Genomic DNA, 17,276 nt, shown 5'->3' with positions numbered 1-17,276 from the left:
GTCGGCAAAACTGAAACGTGTTCGCCCCGGCGGGCACCGGTCTGGGAGAGTGACGATGTTCGAGTGGTCCGAAGAAGATCTGATGGTGCGGGACGCGCTGCGCGCGTTCATCGACAAGGAGATCCGGCCACATCTCGACGAGCTCGAGTCCGGCGTACTGCCCCCGTACGACATCACCCGCAAGCTGCTGTCGACCTTCGGGGTCGATGCGATGGCCAAGGATGCGCTGGAGAAGGAACTCGCCGCAGAAGCCAACGGGGAGAAGAAATCTTCCGGTGACGGCGGCGGTATGGGCGGCTCGATGTTCATGATGGTCAACATCGAGCTCGCGGGTGTGTGCCTGGGCCTCGTCGCGTCGCTGGGTGTGAGCATGGGCTTGACCGCCTCGACGATCCGCGGCAAGGGCACGCTCGCGCAGAAGAAGCGCTGGCTGCCCGAGCTGGTCACGATGGAGAAGGTCGGCGCCTGGGCGATCACCGAACCCGATTCGGGCTCCGACGCGCTCGGCGGCATGAAGACGACCGTCCGCCGCGATGGTGACGACTACATCCTGAACGGGCAGAAGACGTTCATCACCAACGGCCCGTACGCCGACACCATCGTCGTGTTCGCGAAACTCGACGACGGCAGCGGAACGCCGATGCGTGACCGCAAGGTGCTGTCCTTCGTCCTCGACAAGGGGATGCCGGGGCTCACCCAGGGCAAGCCGTTCAAGAAGATGGGCATGATGAGTTCGCCGACCGGTGAGCTGTTCTTCGACAACGTCCGGGTCGGCAAGGACCGTCTGCTCGGCGAGACCGAGGACACCGGGGGAGATTCCCGTGGTTCCGAAGGCGCGAAGGCCGGCTTCACCGCCGAACGTGTCGGCATCGCCGCACTGTCGCTGGGCATCATCAACGAGGCGCAGCGACTGTCGATCGACTACGCCAAGACGCGCAAGCTGTGGGGTCAGGAGATCGCCCAGTTCCAGCTCATCCAGCTCAAGCTCGCCGAGATGGAGATCGCCCGGATCAACGTGCAGAACATGCTCTTCAGCACGATCGAGCGGGGCAAGGCGGGTAAGCCGCTGAGCCTGTCGGAGGCGTCGGCGATGAAGCTCTACTCGTCGAAGGCCGCCACCGACGTGGCGATGGAAGCCGTTCAGCTGTTCGGCGGCAACGGGTACATGGCCGAGTACCGGGTCGAGCAGCTCGCGCGAGATGCGAAGTCGCTCATGATCTACGCCGGCAGCAACGAGATCCAGGTGACCCACGTCGCCAAGGGGCTGCTGCGCGGCTGACCGGCGAACCGCACCGAGCGACGGCCCCGGCAGAAGCCTGCCGGGCCGTCGCTCGTCGTTGTTTGTGGCGAGAAGGCATCGATCTGAGCCCTTTTCGGCGTCACCGCGCGTGATATGAGTCGTGGCCGTCGACAATACGACGTGATTCGTCGATGCCCCTCAGGAGAGGTATGGCAATGTGAGGTCTTCGAGTGGTCGAGGACGCCGCATCCGCTGCCCAGGACGGCGGGCGACTGTGAGGTGAACGATGGGTGGCAAGAAGCATCGCGGGAAGAATTCCGTCAGTGGTCTTTCGGGCGTGGCCGCGACCGATCAACCGGCGGCGGTCGACCGGGCGACGATCGATTCCGGAATCCTCCTCCTGAAGTACTGGCTCGAGGTCAGTCAGGAACAGCAGACGCTGCGCCTCCAGAGTCGCATCGACGATCCGCGCAAGATCTGGAAGCTGTCGAAGGTCGACCTCGAGTCCTACAGCCGCTGGTACGACTTCTCGCGGGCGCGCGACGAGATGTTCCGTTACACCGACACCGGCTGGGCGCCTTGGTACGTCGTGTCCAACGACGACAAGAAGCGCGGCCGGCTCAACGTGATCAGCCATCTTCCCTACCAGGAGCGGTGAGGTGACCGCCGACCAATCAGCGGTGTGGCGTTGCCTGGACGCGGTCGCACCGCGGCGAGCGCGCGCATGAGCGTCGGCAGGTCGGCGCTCTGGCGCCTTCCAGGTCTCGCGACGGCCCGGGGATACAAGCGCGAGTGGCTTCGTACCGACGTCACCGCCGGTCTGGTGCTCACCGCGCTGCTCATCCCCGCCGGGATGGGCTACGCCGAAGCCGCCGGGCTGCCCGCCTATGCGGGCCTGTGGGCGACGATCGTGCCGCTGCTCGCCTATGCCGTGGTCGGCCCGTCGAAGATCCTTGTGCTCGGCCCGGATTCGTCGCTCGCGCCGCTGATCGCCGCGGCGGTCCTGCCACTGGCCGCGGTCGGTGACCCGGAGGACGCCCTCGCACTCGCCGGGATCCTCGCCGTGCTCGTCGGCGCAATTCTCCTCCTGGGCGGCTTTCTTCGGCTCGGATTCGTCACCGAACTCCTGTCCAAGCCGCTGCGACTCGGCTATCTGAACGCGATAGCGCTCATCGTCGTCGTGGGACAGTTGCCGAAACTGCTCGGCTTCTCGGTCGACGCCTCGGGGTTGTTCCAGGAGATCGGTGAGATCGTCACCTCCGTGGTCGCCGGTGACGTCGACCCGGTCGCCGCCGCGATGGGGATCGCCTGTCTCGTGGTCATCGTGGCCTTTCGACGCTGGCTCCCGCGGATACCGGGGGTTCTTGTCGCGGTGGTGGGTTCGATCGTGGTGATCGCCCTGTTCGGACTCGACGACGACATCGGGATGGTCGGCGCGCTGCCGGCGGGACTGCCCCTTCCGCAGTACGGCGGCATCGACTGGGACGACGTGCTGTCCCTCGTCGGACCCGCCGCGGGGATCGCGCTGATCGCCTTCGCCGACTCCGGGGTGCTGTCGCGGACCTTCGCCGCCCGGCGCGGTGAGGACGTCGACGGCAGCACGGAGATGAAGGCGATCGGCACGGCCAACCTCGCCAGTGGACTCTTCGGTGGATTCCCCATCTCGGCGAGCGGTTCCCGAACGCCGGTCGCCGAACAGGCCGGTGCGCACACCCAGCTCGCGGGCGTCGTGGGAGCGGCCGCGGTACTGGTGTTCGTCCTGGCGGCTCCCGGCGTGACCGCCTATCTGCCCGACGCGACGCTGGCGGCAGTCGTCATCGTCGCGGCGACCGCGCTCATCGACATACCCGGGATGGTCCGGGTGTGGAAGTTGAGCAAGATCGAATTCGGCTTGGCCGCGGCGGCATTCCTCGGCGTTGCGCTCGTGGGTGTTCTCCAGGGCATCCTGGTCGCGATCGGACTGTCCTTCGTCGCCGTGGTGGCGCGCGCCTGGCAGCCGTACCGAACAGAACTGGTGGAGTTGGGGGACACCGGCTTTCACGACGTCGTCCGGCATCCGGAGGGCCACCGGATTCCCGGGCTCGTGCTGGTCCGTTTCGACGCGCCGCTGTTCTTCGCCAACGGCAAGATCTTCGCCTCACACGTTCGGGAAACGTTGGCGCGCCGCGGGTCACCGGTCGACTGGGTCATCGTCGCCGCCGAACCGATCACCGGTCTCGACACGACCGCCGCAGATGAACTCGTCGATCTCGACCGCTCGCTCGAGTCGTCTTCGGTCCGACTGGTGTTCGCGGAGCTCAAGGGGCCGGTCAAGGACAAGCTCATTCGGTTCGAAACCGATGACCGATTCGACGAATCGCGGTTCTATCCCACGGTCGAGTCGGCGGTCGAGGCGTACCGGAACCGTGGTTCAGCCACCGCTGAGCCGCGGCCGGAGCAGATCCCGTAACCGGACCCAGTCGAGTTGCGGCGGTGCGACACGGATCTCGGGACGCTCTCGAGGGACACGGACACGCAACGCACCCGGGGCGATGGTGCAGCGCACCGGAGTCCGGAGTCGCACCGACTCGCCGTCGATACCGACCGGGATCTCGGCGGCGTCGGCGTCGACGATGACCTGCGTCGCCGTGCGCTGTACGAGGCCTTGTTGGTGGCCGCGCCGGAGCAGGCCCACGGCCTGGCGGGTGTCGGCGACCGAGACGGTGACCACGCCGAGTAATCCGGAGTCGATGCGCGTTCGGCGTCCAAGCCCCGCCAGGTCATTGGTGGCGTAGGGACCGTTGCTCACCAGGATCGCCTGTGGCCCGGTCACGGTGTCGTCGCCGATCCGGGCTCGCAAGCCCGGCCCGGAGTCCGCGCCGAGCAGGTCCGGCAGCATCCGCAGGACCGTTCCGGTCTTGTCGTCGCGGTACTGCGGACTCTGCACGACCTCCGCATAGACGCCGAATGACGCGTTGTTGACGAACGGGCGCCCATTGATCCAGCCGAGGTCGACGTGCAACTCGATTCCGTCGTGAAGTGCGTCCAGACATCGGGTGGGATCGCGCCGGTCCAGCCCGAGGTCGAGCGCGAAGTGATTTCGGGTGCCCGCGCTGATCACGAGGAACGGCACCTGTTGTTCGGCGGCCACGGCGGCCACCAGGGCCTGCGTGCCGTCACCGCCTGCCACCCCGAGGAGGTCGGCTCCTCGTCTCACCGCATCCCTGGCCAGTTCGGTGACGTCGACCTGTTCCGGCCCGCTCAGCAAGGCGACCTCGGCGCCGAGTTCCTCGGCCCGGCGCTGCAGGTCGAAGCGGCCGACCTTGCCGCCGCCCGACCGTGGATTCATCACCAGGAAGGGACGGCTCACCGGCGTCGCCGGATGTTCCGGCATGAGTGACTGTGCCCGAGGCGGTCGCAATGCTCGTCGGGCGCAGGCGATCGCGACAACGACCAGTGCCCCTGAAGCGATCACGACCCAGAGCTGGCGTTCGCGGATCAAGAAGACTGCCAGAAGTGGAAGCTGGATGACGGCGACGACAGCGGCCAGTGCGCGGATCGCGCCGCGGCTGATGAGGAACCAGTAGATCGCCACGACGATGACCACGGCACACGCGATACAGACCAGCAGCAGTAACACCAGTGCCCGCAGTCCCGACATGGCGACCGGGAGCAGCAGCGCGACGATCACCGCCGCGACTGCCGCACGCGCCCACCATCGACGAGAGACCGGTTCCTCGTCGACGGCCGTACCCGGCTCCTGCCTCATACCGTCGCGTCGTCCTGCCACGCCCGTGCCGGCCGGATCACGATCTCGATCACCAGCAACGTGACGAGTGCGAAGAACGCGATGAGCAGGACGACGAGGCCGGTCGGGTAGTTCCAGAACATGAGCAGCACCGCGGCGATGCCGATGACGGTCGCCCGCAGCGCGATGCGCGCACGGTAGGCGGTTGTCTCGAAGGCATTCGGTGGGCGTGCCTTCCGTAGATGTTGCAGGGAGTCGAGACCGTGTGAGAACCCGTGCCGCACCGCGGCGGCAGACGACGAACCGCCGATCAGATAGGCGCCGATCGCGATCACGAGTCCCAGCACGGCAACGGCTCGCAGTGCGAGTCGGAGTGGTTCGGTCACGGTGTCGGCGATGACGGCTGCTGCGTCGGGCGACAACACCTCCGCCGGTATGTCATCGAGATACAGTGCGCGGACGACGATCAGCGAGATCGCCAGGACGAGCATGCCCACCACCAACGACAGTCCGGCGAGGGAGAGCGCGCGGAGTCGTCGACCTCGTGGTGCGATCGCGACGGCGCCCAGGGCACATGCGATCGCGAGCCACGGCAGGACGTCGGCGACGGTGTCGAGCGTGGAGACCGCGCGTTGCGCGCGGATCAGTTCCGGTGACCGGAACAGCACGAACTGCTTGTCGACGGCGGGGATCTTCTCGGCGAAGGTGAACCCGCTGTCCAGGAGGCGCTTCTTGACGTTCTCGATCACCGTCCCGAGCGAGATGCTCACGGTTCCCGACTCATCGACGGTCACCGAGGACGGTCCGACGTCTCCGGTCACCACGGCGACGAGAGCGGCATGCGCCCTGCGATTGGCCTCCACCCAGAGCGTTTCGAACTGGTCGCTGGTGACCAGGGACGACACCGTCTGCTGTACGAAGGTGCGGGCCTGGCCGGCGAGGACCGGTGCGAGTCCGTCGATCGCACGATCCACGCGGGGCGCGTTCGCGGTGGCGGGAGCCGCATCGCTCAGCGCGTTGAGGGCGTTCGCCGTCAGCGCCTCGACGTCGATCCGCTGGAAGATCTCGTCGGTGACCGTGTCGGTGATCTCGGCCTGCAACGTGGGTTCCGAGGCCAGCGGTGCGACCGTCGTCAGATAGCGGTCGGTGTCGAGGATCTCCCCGCGCACGAAGCGGGAGGTGACCGAGGTGATCGCCAGCAGTGCGACGAGGACGCACAGGACCCCGACCGCGAACCAGCGCCAGCCGGACCGCCGTTTCGCGGCGCCGGCCGACGCTGGTTCGCCCGTCTCGGCCCGTTCGCGGAGCCGGGCAACCTCGGCGCGCAGCTGCTCGAGTTCGGCACGTTCGGAGGTGCTGATGGGGAAACCCCCGGGCGGTTCCTGATCGCCCCCAGGGGTTTCCGTGTTCACCGATGGCGCCGGTCTGCGTCAGCGGTAGTCGGCCCGGGGATTCCAGGTCGAGACCGCCCAGATGACGACCACATCGAGCGCGATGATCAGCACCGACCACCACGGGTAGTACGGCAGCCACAGGAAGTTGGCGATGATGGAGAGGGCGGCGATCACGATGGCGGTGAATCTGGCCCAGCCGGCACCGCTGACGAGTCCGGCGCCGACGATGATCGCGATGGCGCCCAGCACGATGTGGATCCAGCCCCAGGTCGTGAAGTCGAACTTGTACACGTAGTCGACTCCGCGGACGAAGACCTCGTCCTTGGCCACGGCCGCGATGCCCTGTGCGAGTTGGACGACACCGACGACGATCAGGATGATCGCCGCGCCGATGGACGTTCCGGCGGCGATACCCTGCTTGGCAGAAAGGGTTCCGCCGTCGTCTACGGGTGCAGTATGTGTCATGGTGCCCTCCTCTGGACTGTCGGATAATGAGGAGTGTGCGTCTCGGCGTGGCGATCTCGCAGGAATTCTGCCGAAATGTTTGTTCTTTGTTCCCAATTGCCTTCCAAATGAAATGTCTTGTGCACCAGACTTGTTAGGGAACCAAAGAATTCTTTATCCGATGTTGAACGCCTGTTTGTCAGCTCTTTAACTTCGGCGTTTGTCGCCGAATTCGGGGTGCGTGAGCCGCCAGATCCGGTCCCGTGACATCGGCGTCTCGTACGGGCGGACGTCGAGGGCACGTCGGATGGCGTTCGCCAGCGCGGGAGCGACCGGGTTGAAGGGGGACTCCGACATCGATTTGGCCCCGAACGGACCGAGTTCGTCGGCGGTGTCGGCGAAGTAGACCTCGGTGAACGGGATGTCGGCCATCTGGGGAACACGGTAGGTGCGGAACACCTTGGTCAGCGGTGCGCCGTGGTCGTCGAACATGATCTCCTCGTAGAGGGCAGAGCCGATGCCCTGCGCCACACCGCCTTCCACCTGACCCCGGCACTGTTCGGGATTCATCACGGTGCCGGCGTCGGCCGCGTGGACGGATTGCAGGATCGCGACGGTCCCGGTCTCGGTGTCCACCGCCACCCGGAAGGCCTGCACATCGAATGCGATGGAACGCATCTCGCCCCGTTCCTCGCCGGCGGCGATGGCGCGCGGGCCGTCCGGATGCAGCACCCGGTGACGGTCGTCGACCGTGTCGATCAGGTGTCGGAACCCGATCAGCCGATCATCGGCAAGGGCTCCGTCCGAACGCATTTGGATGTGGGCGGGATCGACACCGGTGAGTCGGCTCGCGGCCCCGACGAGAATGTCGCGGAGTGCGAGGCAGGCGCCGTACACGGCCTTGCCGGCGACGGTGGTACCCGCAGAGGCGAACGCTCCGGTGTCGTGTGTGACGGCGTCGGTGTCCCCGTGCCACAACGAGACCCGGCCCGGTTCGGTCGACAGCGCGGTCGCGACGATCTGCGTGTGGACCGTCGTGGTGCCGTTGCCGAACTCACAGGTCCCGACACCGACGTGATAGGTGCCGGCGGAGTCGACCGCCACGGTGACATCCGCGAAATGACCGCGTGGGGCCATGGTGGCGATCGCGGAGATCGCCATCCCTTCGCCGATGCGCCACCGTGGTCCGGGCGGGACGACGGCACCGTTGCCCCGCCGCAGGGCGGACTCGGCCAGGTCGAGGCACTGGTCGAGACCGTAACTGCCGTAGACCAGGTCCACCTCGGGGTCGGGACGTGCGATGAGTAGCGGATCGCCGTCGGCCACGGCATTGCGACGCCGGAGTTCGAAGGGGTCGAGGCCGAGGCGGACCGCGAGCTCGTCCATCGCGCACTCGACGGCGAAGATCACCTGCCCGAGACCGTAGCCGCGGAACGCGCCCGACGGCGGGTTGTTGGTGTAGACGACCTCGGCGTCGATCCTCTTGACCGGGCAGTTGTACACCGAGACCGACTCGGCGCAGGCATGGAACATCACGCCGATCGCGTGGTTGCCGTACGCACCGGTGTCCGACAACACGTCGACTCGCAGCGCGGTGAGCCGGCCGCCGTCGTCGGCCCCGAGATCCACCGTCACCCGCATCGGGTGGCGATAGGTCGTTCGCGTCATCTCGTCGGTGCGTGTCATCTCGTAGACGCAGGGACGCCCGGTGCGCAGTGTGGCGACGGCGGCGAGATCCTCGGTCAGCATCTCCTGTTTGCCGCCGAATCCGCCGCCCACGCGGCCGCTGAACACCCGGACCTTCTCGGGTGGGAGATCAAGGATTCGGGCGAGTTCGTCGCGTACGAGGAACGGGACCTGTGTGCTCGTGCGGACCACCAGACGTCCGGTGGCATCGGTCCAGGCGACCGAACCGTGGGTCTCGAGCTGCGCGTGGGAGACCCGACCGTTGCGCCATGTCCCGTGCACCGTCGTCGACGATGCCGCGAGTGCGTCGTCGACGTCACCGCCGAAACCCTCGTGGAAGGTGGCGACGATGTTGCGTTCGGCCTCCATCACCCGGTCGTCGACGGTGCGGTCGGGATGGATGACGGGGGACCCGGGCGTGCGTGCATCCTCCGGGTCGAAGACCGCGGGCAGTTCCTCGTAGGTGACGCGGATCAGCGCCGCGGCCTGCTCGGCGATCCCCGGTGTCGAGGCGACGACGGCGGCGACGCGCTGTCCGACGAAGCGAACTACGGGATCGAAGATGAGGGTGTCGTCGGGGTCCTCTAGCCGGTTCTGATGACGTCCGGTGGAAAACCTTGGCGTCGAGACGTTCTCGTGGGTGAGGATCACTTCGACGCCGGGGAGGGCCGAGGCGTCGGAGGTGTCGATCGCGAGGATGCGGGCGTGTGGGTGCGGCGAACCGAGTACGTGGATGTGCAGTGCGCCGTCGACCGGGATGTCGAAGGTGTACGCCTCGGTACCGGTCACCACGCGTCGCGCCGCGGGCGGATTGACCGAGGTGCCCACGCCGGCGCCGACCGCCGGACGGGGACGGGCAGGCGCCAGGGTGTTGCCGATGGCGTCCCGGATCGAACGGTAACCGGTGCAGCGGCAGAGGTTTCCCTTCATCCGCCGCGGCAGGTCACCGAGGTCGTCCGGGGTGAGCGTCGAGGCGGTGACGACCATGCCCGCGGTGCAGAACCCGCATTGGAAGCCGAAGCTGTCGACGAAGGACTGCTGCACGGGATGCAGATCGTCGGGTGTGCCGAGGCCGGCGACCGTGGTCACCGACTTCCCGGCGGCGCGCTGTGCGGGAAAGATGCACGAGTGCACGGGTTGTCCGTCGACGAGTACCGAACACGCACCGCAATCGCCTGCGTCGCAACCCTTCTTCACCTCGAAGTGGCCGTGCTGGCGGAGCAGCATCCGGAGGCACTGTCCAGCAGCGGGTTCGGCGTCGATCGTCTCGCCGTTGACCTCGAACTCCATCGTTCTACCCCGTCCCGGTGAGCTCGAGGCGGATCTCCTCGGCGAGGACCGCCGACACCCCGCGCCGCCAGTCGGCGGACCCGAGCGGATCGGTGTAGTAGCCGGGGGCGGTGGTGATGTCGTGATGCAGCCGGTCCGCGGTCGGCGGACGGGGATACCGCAGAACCGTGGGCCACTCCGTTGCGGCCGTGATCCCGAAGACCGTGGTGGCGTCGGGGTCGATGCGGCCGGTCACGACGGCCCCGGAACGTCCCAGGTCGACGAGGGCGATCTTCCGGAACCCGGTCACCGCGGCCAGTGCGTGCGCCGGGAAGTCGACGGCGCGGAGGACTTCCCCGGGGCCCAGGAGGTTGATGCCGTTGCCGATCACCAGTTCGGCGACCGGCACACACCGGTCGGCACCGTCGGGATTCCAGATGAGCGCCGTGGCGTCGAGTGCGACGGCCAGTGACACCATCGACGCCGCCGCGAAGGACCGGCAGATGTTGCCGCCGACCGTGGCCATGTTCCAGATCTTGAACGACGCGAGAAGGGCGTTCGCGCACTGGGCGAAGAGGGGATGGGCGCGGAAGCCGGGGCGTGGCGGCAGTGCGACCAGCTCCGCGATGGTGCAGGTGGCGCCGATGCGGAGACCGCCGTCGGGTAGGTCTTCGACCGATTCCCAACCCATTTCGCTGAGGTCGATGAGACCGGTGGTGGCCGGCTGGGGTTCGGAGAAGACCCAGGTTCCGCCGGCGACGAGTTGTTCGCCGGGGCCCGCGAACACGTCGCCACGAGAACGCGCGAATCGGTACTGGGTGACGGCGGTGAGATCCATCAGTGTGCCTTGTCGAGAAGGCGGCGGAGCTGCGTCGCGACCGCGGTGGTCAGGTCCCACAGTACGAGGTCGGTGAACTCGCCGGGTTCGATCGACGCGATTCGACGACGCGGTGCCGACCACACGCACCGCTCGGCGCCGGGCCCGACCCGGCCGGCCGATTCCATGTCGTCCGGTGGGGTGCAGCCGAAAGGTTCGGCGGCGTAGGCGTTCTCGATGAGCGTCGCAGGGGGCACGGCGTCACGCTACGTGGATCGGCCCGGCCGCGCATCTCGGTGACCGGTGACGTCGGCGACGTCGGGTTCGGCGAGGTCCGGTGTCACACGGGGGTTTCGGTGAGGCCGCGCCGCCCCGGGATGGCCATCGCGACCACCGACGCCACGACACAGGCGGCCAGCGCGATACCGGACGCCCACAGATAGCCTTCGCTGGCCGGGACCGAGATCACGCCCCCGTCGGGATCGGTGCCATCGGGTCCGGTGACCGTGATCATCGACCAGGTGAGGAGCATGCCGACGACGGCCGCGGCGGTCGAGGTGCCGATGATGCGCATGAGGGCGTTGACGCCGTTCGACTCACCGGTCTGCTCGATGCTCACCGACTGCATGATGAGTGCGGGCATCGCCGAGTAGGCGATCCCCAGTCCGGCGCCGATGCAGCAGGCGATCACCAGCATGTGGATCCAGGTCAGGGCCCACGGGCCCGCGAGTCCGACGATGAAGACGACGTATCCGATGCCGATCACGGCGCCGCCGAGGGCGAGTGACACCCGCGCGCCGAGTGCGGCGTTGATGCGACCGCTGAGGTTGGACAGCGCGAACATGACCAGGCCGCTCGGGGCGAGGATCAGACTCGCGTGGACCATGTCGTAGCCGAAGCCGTTGGGACTGTTGGTGGGTGCCATGAGCAGCTGGATCGGGATGAGCTGCATGGCGTAGAAGGCGAAACCGGTCGCGATCGACGCCAGGTTGGTCAGGAGCAGGGGACGCTCGCCGAGGATGCGGAGATCGATCAGCGGGTTCGGGCGTCGTAGTTCGACAACGGACCAGACACCGAGGAGCACGACGAAGCCGCCGAAGCAGCCGAGGGTGAGCGGGGCGGTCCAACCCCACACCGCGCCCTTCGACAACGGCAGGAGGAGGCAGACCAGGACCCCGGCCAGGCCGAGCGCACCGAGGAGATCGAATCGTCCACCGGATGCGGAGGAGCTCTTGGGGACCGTCAACACGACGCCGACGGCCGCCAGGGCGGCGACGGCGCCACACGACCAGAACAGGGCGTGCCAGCTGACGTGCTGGGCGATGGCCGCGGCGAACGGGAGTCCGAGCGCGCCGCCGATCCCGAGCGAGGCGCTCATCGTGCCGACCGCCGAGCCGAGGTAGCGGGCCGGGACGATGTCGCGCATGACGCTGATGCCCAGTGCGATGATGCCGAATCCGAGGCCCTGGAGACCTCGCCCCAGGATGAAGAGCGGCAGTGAGGTGGACAGGGCGCAGGTGATCGAACCGACCGCGACGAACCCGAGGCTGGCGAGGATCGCGAGCCGTTTGCCGTACATGTCGCCGATGCGGCCGCCGATCGGGGTCGCGACGGCTCCCACCAACAGGGTGATGGTGATGGCCCAGGTGGTGTTCGACGCGTCGGCGTTGAGAAGGGTGGGGAGTTGGGGGATCAGCGGGACGATGATCGTCTGCATCAGCGCGACGACGATGCCTGCCAGGCAGAGCACCGTGACCGCGGCACGGGGGTGGACGTGTTCGTCGGTGGCGTCGAGCGAGGGGTGGATGTCCGGCGAGGTGTGCGGGTCTTCTTCGCCCTGCGATCCGTTGGTCTCGGTCCTGCTGGTCACTCGCTCGTCCGACCCGTTGTCTTCATGTGTCGTTCACACCTCCGAAAGGTCAGACTATCCCGGCCCGGTCGCCGGAGAACGTTTGCGTCCCGGCCTGGGACGTCCGGAGGAAACGGTCTCAGCGTGCGATCAGGGCCGCACCCGACACGGGTTCGGGCCAGCGGGGCGTCACGCCGTCGCCGGAGGAGATGCCGCGCACCCGCCGCATCACCCAGGGGCCGAGGAAGGTGCGCGCCCATTCGGCGTTCTGTCGACGCTGCTCGCGGCGGGTCAGCTCGGCCGCGGCCTCGAGCTCGACGGGGGTGATGTCGTGGTCGACACCGAGGAGGTCCAGGACCTCGGCGGCCATCCGGGTGTGGCCCAGAGGTGACATGTGCAGGCGGTCGGTGTCCCACATCCGGTAGTCGTCGTAGCCCTTGAGTCGCCAGTAGTCGAAGACGACGACGTCGTGCCGCTCGGCGACCTCGCGGAGCAGTTCGTTGTAGATGGCGATGCGGCCGCGCAGCGTGCGGAAGACCGGGGCCCAGCCCGTGTCGTAGGCGGTGAAGACGACGACCGTGGTGCCGGTGGCGACCAGCTTGCCGAGCGCGGCGTCGTATCGGGCCATCAGCGCGTCGAGGTCGATCGACGGCCGCATGATGTCGTTACCGCCGGCGTAGAGGGTGATGAGATCGGGGTTCATGGCGACCGCCGCGTCGAGCTGCTCGGCGATCACGGCGTCGAGCAGCCGGCCGCGGATCGCCAGGTTCGCGTAGCTGAAGTTCTCGTCTCGGGCGGCGAGTTGTTCGGCGACGCGGTCGGCCCAGCCGCGCAGACCGTTCGGTCGGGCCGGGTCCGTGTCGCCGACACCCTCGGTGAAGGAATCCCCGAGCGCGACGAAGCGTGTGAAGCCCACGATGTTGACCCTCCTGGTCGGCGGTGACGAATGCCGGTGACGAACGGCGACGGCGAATCCGGGGTCGACGCTAGTTGTGCCGGGCCTGCCGAACCAAAGTCTGCGGCGTGCGTCACTCGCCCAGGCGAGGGCTCGGGTTGCGCGATTCGGATCGATTTATTCGTAATCCGGATACTGCGCGGCAACAATTCTCGACAGAGCGATCGGTCGGTTTTCGGGCATATTCAGCGCTGGTGATCTCTCACCGTGCCAACCTGCGGTGAGAGCATTTCACAACCCCTGTGCAATCTCTCCCGGTTATGTTGTCCGGCAGTCTGTTTCGGTGCTCGCCGGGGAGGTGTCGCGGGATGCTCGGGGTGGGTTGTGTCGTGAGTAGGATCACGTGATGTACTGCACAGGTCCGTCGAGTGAACGGACCCGAGATAACTCGATACAAATGTCGCAGCGGGAGAAAAGGGAACACCCGATGTTCGAGAAGGTTCTGGTTGCCAACCGGGGTGAGATCGCGATCCGCGCGTTCCGCGCCGCCTACGAGCTGGGTGCGCGCACGGTCGCGGTGTTCCCGTATGAGGACCGCAACTCGGTGCATCGCCTGAAGGCCGACGAGTCGTATCAGATCGGTCTGCCGGGCCATCCGGTGCGGGCGTACCTGTCGGTCGACGAAGTGGTGTCCGCGGCGGTGCGCTGTGGCGCCGATGCGATCTATCCCGGCTACGGCTTCCTGTCGGAGAACCAGGGTCTCGCGGCTGCGTGTGCCGAGGCCGGCATCACCTTCGTCGGACCCAGCGCCGACATCCTGGAGATGACCGGCAACAAGGCCACCGCGGTGGCCGCGGCGAAGGCTGCGGGCATTCCGGTGCTGGCGTCCTCGGCGCCGTCGTCGGATCTCGACGAGCTGCTCGCCGCTGCCGAGGACATGCAGTTCCCGGTGTTCGTGAAGGCGGTCGCCGGTGGTGGCGGTCGCGGTATGCGGCGCGTCGACGATCGTGCCGACCTGGCCGAGTCGATCGCCGCGGCATCGCGCGAGGCGGAGTCCGCGTTCGGCGACGCCACGGTGTTCCTGGAGCAGGCCGTGGTCAACCCGCGCCACATCGAGGTGCAGATCCTCGCCGACACTTACGGCAACGTGATCCACCTCTACGAGCGCGACTGCAGTCTGCAGCGCCGCCATCAGAAGGTCATCGAGCTCGCGCCGGCGCCCAACCTCTCCGACGAGCTGCGGGAGAAGATCTGCGCCGACGCCGTGGCCTTCGCCCGCCACATCGGTTACACCTGTGCGGGCACCGTCGAGTTCCTCCTCGACGAGCAGGGACGCCACGTCTTCATCGAGATGAACCCGCGCATCCAGGTCGAGCACACCGTGACCGAGGAGATCACCGACGTCGACCTGGTGAGCTCGCAGCTGCGCATCGCGGCGGGGGAGTCCCTGGACGATCTCGGGTTGTCGCAGGAGTCCGTCCGCATTCGCGGTGCCGCGCTGCAGTGCCGCATCACCACTGAGGATCCGTCCAACGGATTCCGTCCCGATGTGGGTCGCATCACCGCCTACCGCAGCCCGGGCGGCGCGGGTGTGCGCCTCGACGGTGGCGCCAACCTGGGTGCCGAGGTGAGCGGGCACTTCGACTCGATGCTGGTCAAGTTGACTTGTCGTGGAAGAGATTTCCCGACCGCGGTGCGGCGCGCGCGGCGTGCGGTGGCCGAGTTCCGCATCCGCGGTGTGGCGACCAACATCCCGTTCCTGCAGGCCGTGCTCGACGATCCGGACTTCCGCGCCGGTCGGGTCACGACATCGTTCATCGACGAGCGCCCGGAATTGCTGACCTCGCGGTCGTCGGCGGACCGCGGCACCAAGATCATCTCGTACCTGGCCGACGTGACGGTCAACAAGCCGCACGGCGAGCGTCCGACGACGGTGTACCCGCGAGACAAGCTGCCCACCGTCGAGCGTTCGGTGCTCGCGTCGCCGCCCGATGGTTCGCGTCAGCGTCTTCTGCAGCTCGGACCCGAGGGCTTCGCCCGCGACCTGCGCGAGAACCCGCGTCTCGGCATCACCGACACGACCTTCCGCGACGCGCATCAGTCGCTGCTGGCGACGCGCGTGCGCACCACCGGTCTGGTCAACGTCGCACCGTATGTCGCGGCGCTGACTCCTGAATTGTTGTCGGTGGAGTGCTGGGGCGGCGCGACTTACGACGTGGCCCTTCGCTTCCTGAAAGAAGATCCGTGGGATCGGCTGGCGCAGTTGCGCGAAGCGATCCCGAACATCTGTCTGCAGATGCTCCTGCGGGGTGCCAACACCGTCGGGTACACGCCGTACCCGACGAAGGTCACCACCGCGTTCGTCTCCGAGGCGACCGATGTGGGTATCGACATCTTCCGGATCTTCGACGCGCTCAACAACATCGACGCGATGCGTCCGGCGATCGACGCGGTCCGCGAGACGGGGACCGCGGTGGCCGAGGTGGCGATGAGCTACACCGGCGACCTGTCGTCGCCGTCGGAGGATCTCTACACCCTCGACTACTACCTGCGTCTGGCCGAGCAGATCGTCGAGGCCGGTGCGCATGTGCTGGCCATCAAGGACATGGCCGGTCTGTTGCGCGCGCCGGCGGCGACCACGCTGGTCTCGGCCTTGCGCAAGAACTTCGACCTCCCGATCCATGTGCACACCCACGACACCCCGGGTGGTCAGCTCGCGACCTACATGGCGGCCTGGCAGGCCGGCGCGGACGCGGTGGACGGTGCGAGTGCGGCGCTGGCCGGTACCACCAGTCAGCCGCCGCTGTCGGCGATCGTGGCCGCCACTGCGCACACCGACCGTGACAGCGGTCTGGACCTGGCCCGGGTCTGTGATCTCGAGCCGTACTGGGAGGCGCTGCGAAAGGTGTACGCGCCGTTCGAATCCGGTCTGCCGGCTCCGACCGGTCGCGTGTACTCGCACGAGATCCCCGGCGGTCAGTTGTCGAACCTGCGGCAGCAGGCCATCTCGCTGGGGCTGGGCAACCGCTTCGAGGCCGTCGAGCAGGCCTATGCCGCCGCCGACTCGATGCTGGGCCGTCTGGTCAAGGTGACGCCGTCGTCGAAGGTCGTCGGTGACCTGGCCCTGGCGCTGGTCGGTCGCGGGATCACCGCGTCGGATTTCGCCGCCGACCCGAGTTCCTACGACATCCCCGATTCGGTGATCGGGTTCCTGCGTGGCGAACTCGGTGACCCGCCCGGTGGATGGCCGGAGCCGTTGCGCACCCTGGCGCTGCAGGGCCGTGCACCCGCGCCGGAGATGGCGACGCTGACGACCGACGACGAGGCGATCCTGGACAAGCCCGGCCGCGATCGTCAGGTCCGGCTCAACCACCTGCTGTTCCCCGGTCCCACAAAGGAGTTCGAGGAGCACTACGAGACCTACGGCGACACCTCACGGTTGTCGGCGAATCAATTCTTCTACGGCCTGCGGTACGGCGAGGAGCATCGCGTCTCGCTCGAGCCGGGTGTGGAGTTGATGATCGGTCTCGAAGCGATCAGCGAGCCGGACGAGAAGGGCATGCGCACAGTGATGTGTGTGCTCAACGGTCAGCTCCGTCCGATTGCGGTGCGCGACCACAGCATCGACTCCGCTGTCGCCGCCGCCGAGAAGGCCGATCGCTCCAACCCGAAGCACATCGCGGCGCCGTTCGCCGGGGTCGTGTCCCTGTCGGTCGACGAGGGTGACGAGGTCGCCGCAGGCGCCACGATCGGCACCATCGAGGCGATGAAGATGGAAGCGGCCATCACCGCACCGGTCGGCGGCAAGGTCTCTCGGGTCGCGGTCGGCCCGGTCGCCCAGGTCTCGCCGGGTGATCTGCTCATCGAGCTCAGCTGACGAGACTCGCCCCCGCGTAGGCGTTTCCGTCCCACGCATCCGTTTCCTTCCCGCTGATCGAGCTCAATCGGCGGGAAG

The 17,276-nt window shown here is 67.4% G+C and carries 11 protein-coding genes and 1 pseudogene; 4 read left to right on the top strand and 8 right to left on the bottom strand.

Going from position 1 to position 17,276, the window contains the following annotated elements; all coding sequences use genetic code 11:
* The first annotated feature begins 55 nt into the window (after positions 1-55).
* The 3 genes and pseudogenes from NWF34_RS13850 to NWF34_RS13840 all read left to right on the top strand — a co-directional run bounded on the left by NWF34_RS13850 (position 56) and on the right by NWF34_RS13840 (position 3,689).
* Entirely contained in the window at positions 56-1,279 is a 1,224-nt protein-coding gene (locus tag NWF34_RS13850) for an acyl-CoA dehydrogenase family protein (RefSeq protein ID WP_024497235.1), read from the top strand.
* Positions 1,280-1,604: 325 nt separating this feature from the next.
* A pseudogene (locus NWF34_RS13845) lies at positions 1,605-1,889 on the top strand (polyphosphate kinase 2); the annotation flags it as partial.
* 75 nt (positions 1,890-1,964) lie between these two features.
* On the top strand, positions 1,965-3,689 hold the full coding sequence (locus NWF34_RS13840; protein ID WP_024497237.1) for a SulP family inorganic anion transporter: 1,725 nt from the start codon (positions 1,965-1,967) through the stop codon (positions 3,687-3,689).
* Here the strand turns inward: NWF34_RS13840 and NWF34_RS13835 are convergent.
* From NWF34_RS13835 to NWF34_RS13800, 8 genes are all read right to left on the bottom strand, one after another.
* A complete protein-coding gene (locus tag NWF34_RS13835; protein WP_024497238.1) occupies positions 3,651-4,988 on the bottom strand; it encodes a diacylglycerol kinase family protein in 1,338 nt (445 codons plus the stop codon). The genes NWF34_RS13840 and NWF34_RS13835 overlap by 39 nt on opposite strands.
* Entirely contained in the window at positions 4,985-6,379 is a 1,395-nt protein-coding gene (locus NWF34_RS13830; protein WP_024497239.1) for a hypothetical protein, read from the bottom strand. Before NWF34_RS13830 ends, NWF34_RS13835 begins: the two co-directional genes overlap by 4 nt.
* Before the next feature lie 18 nt (positions 6,380-6,397).
* Positions 6,398-6,826, bottom strand: coding sequence for a hypothetical protein (locus NWF34_RS13825; RefSeq protein WP_024497240.1), 429 nt, complete (start codon positions 6,824-6,826; stop codon positions 6,398-6,400).
* Positions 6,827-7,012: 186 nt separating this feature from the next.
* A complete protein-coding gene (locus NWF34_RS13820; protein WP_024497241.1) occupies positions 7,013-9,781 on the bottom strand; it encodes a molybdopterin cofactor-binding domain-containing protein in 2,769 nt (922 codons plus the stop codon).
* Between the two features lie 4 nt (positions 9,782-9,785).
* Positions 9,786-10,598, bottom strand: a complete 813-nt coding sequence (locus NWF34_RS13815) for a xanthine dehydrogenase family protein subunit M (RefSeq protein WP_024497242.1) — start codon at positions 10,596-10,598, stop codon at positions 9,786-9,788.
* A complete protein-coding gene (locus NWF34_RS13810; protein WP_024497243.1) occupies positions 10,598-10,834 on the bottom strand; it encodes a hypothetical protein in 237 nt (78 codons plus the stop codon). Before NWF34_RS13810 ends, NWF34_RS13815 begins: the two co-directional genes overlap by 1 nt.
* 83 nt (positions 10,835-10,917) lie before the next feature.
* Positions 10,918-12,447, bottom strand: coding sequence for an MFS transporter (locus NWF34_RS13805; protein ID WP_024497244.1), 1,530 nt, complete (start codon positions 12,445-12,447; stop codon positions 10,918-10,920).
* Positions 12,448-12,565: 118 nt separating this feature from the next.
* Entirely contained in the window at positions 12,566-13,342 is a 777-nt protein-coding gene (locus tag NWF34_RS13800; RefSeq protein WP_024497245.1) for an SGNH/GDSL hydrolase family protein, read from the bottom strand.
* A gap of 466 nt (positions 13,343-13,808) precedes the next feature.
* Here NWF34_RS13800 and NWF34_RS13795 point away from each other — a divergent pair, with 466 nt between their 5' ends.
* Positions 13,809-17,198: a pyruvate carboxylase gene (locus NWF34_RS13795; RefSeq protein ID WP_024497246.1), complete on the top strand. Its 3,390-nt coding sequence runs from the start codon at positions 13,809-13,811 to the stop codon at positions 17,196-17,198.
* Positions 17,199-17,276: the final 78 nt, after the last annotated feature.

Source organism: Gordonia sp. GONU (assembly GCF_024733855.1).
GTDB classification, from domain to species: domain Bacteria; phylum Actinomycetota; class Actinomycetes; order Mycobacteriales; family Mycobacteriaceae; genus Gordonia; species Gordonia amicalis.
Note: the sequence above shows the minus strand (reverse complement) of the source record. Positions and strands in the feature narration are given on the sequence as shown.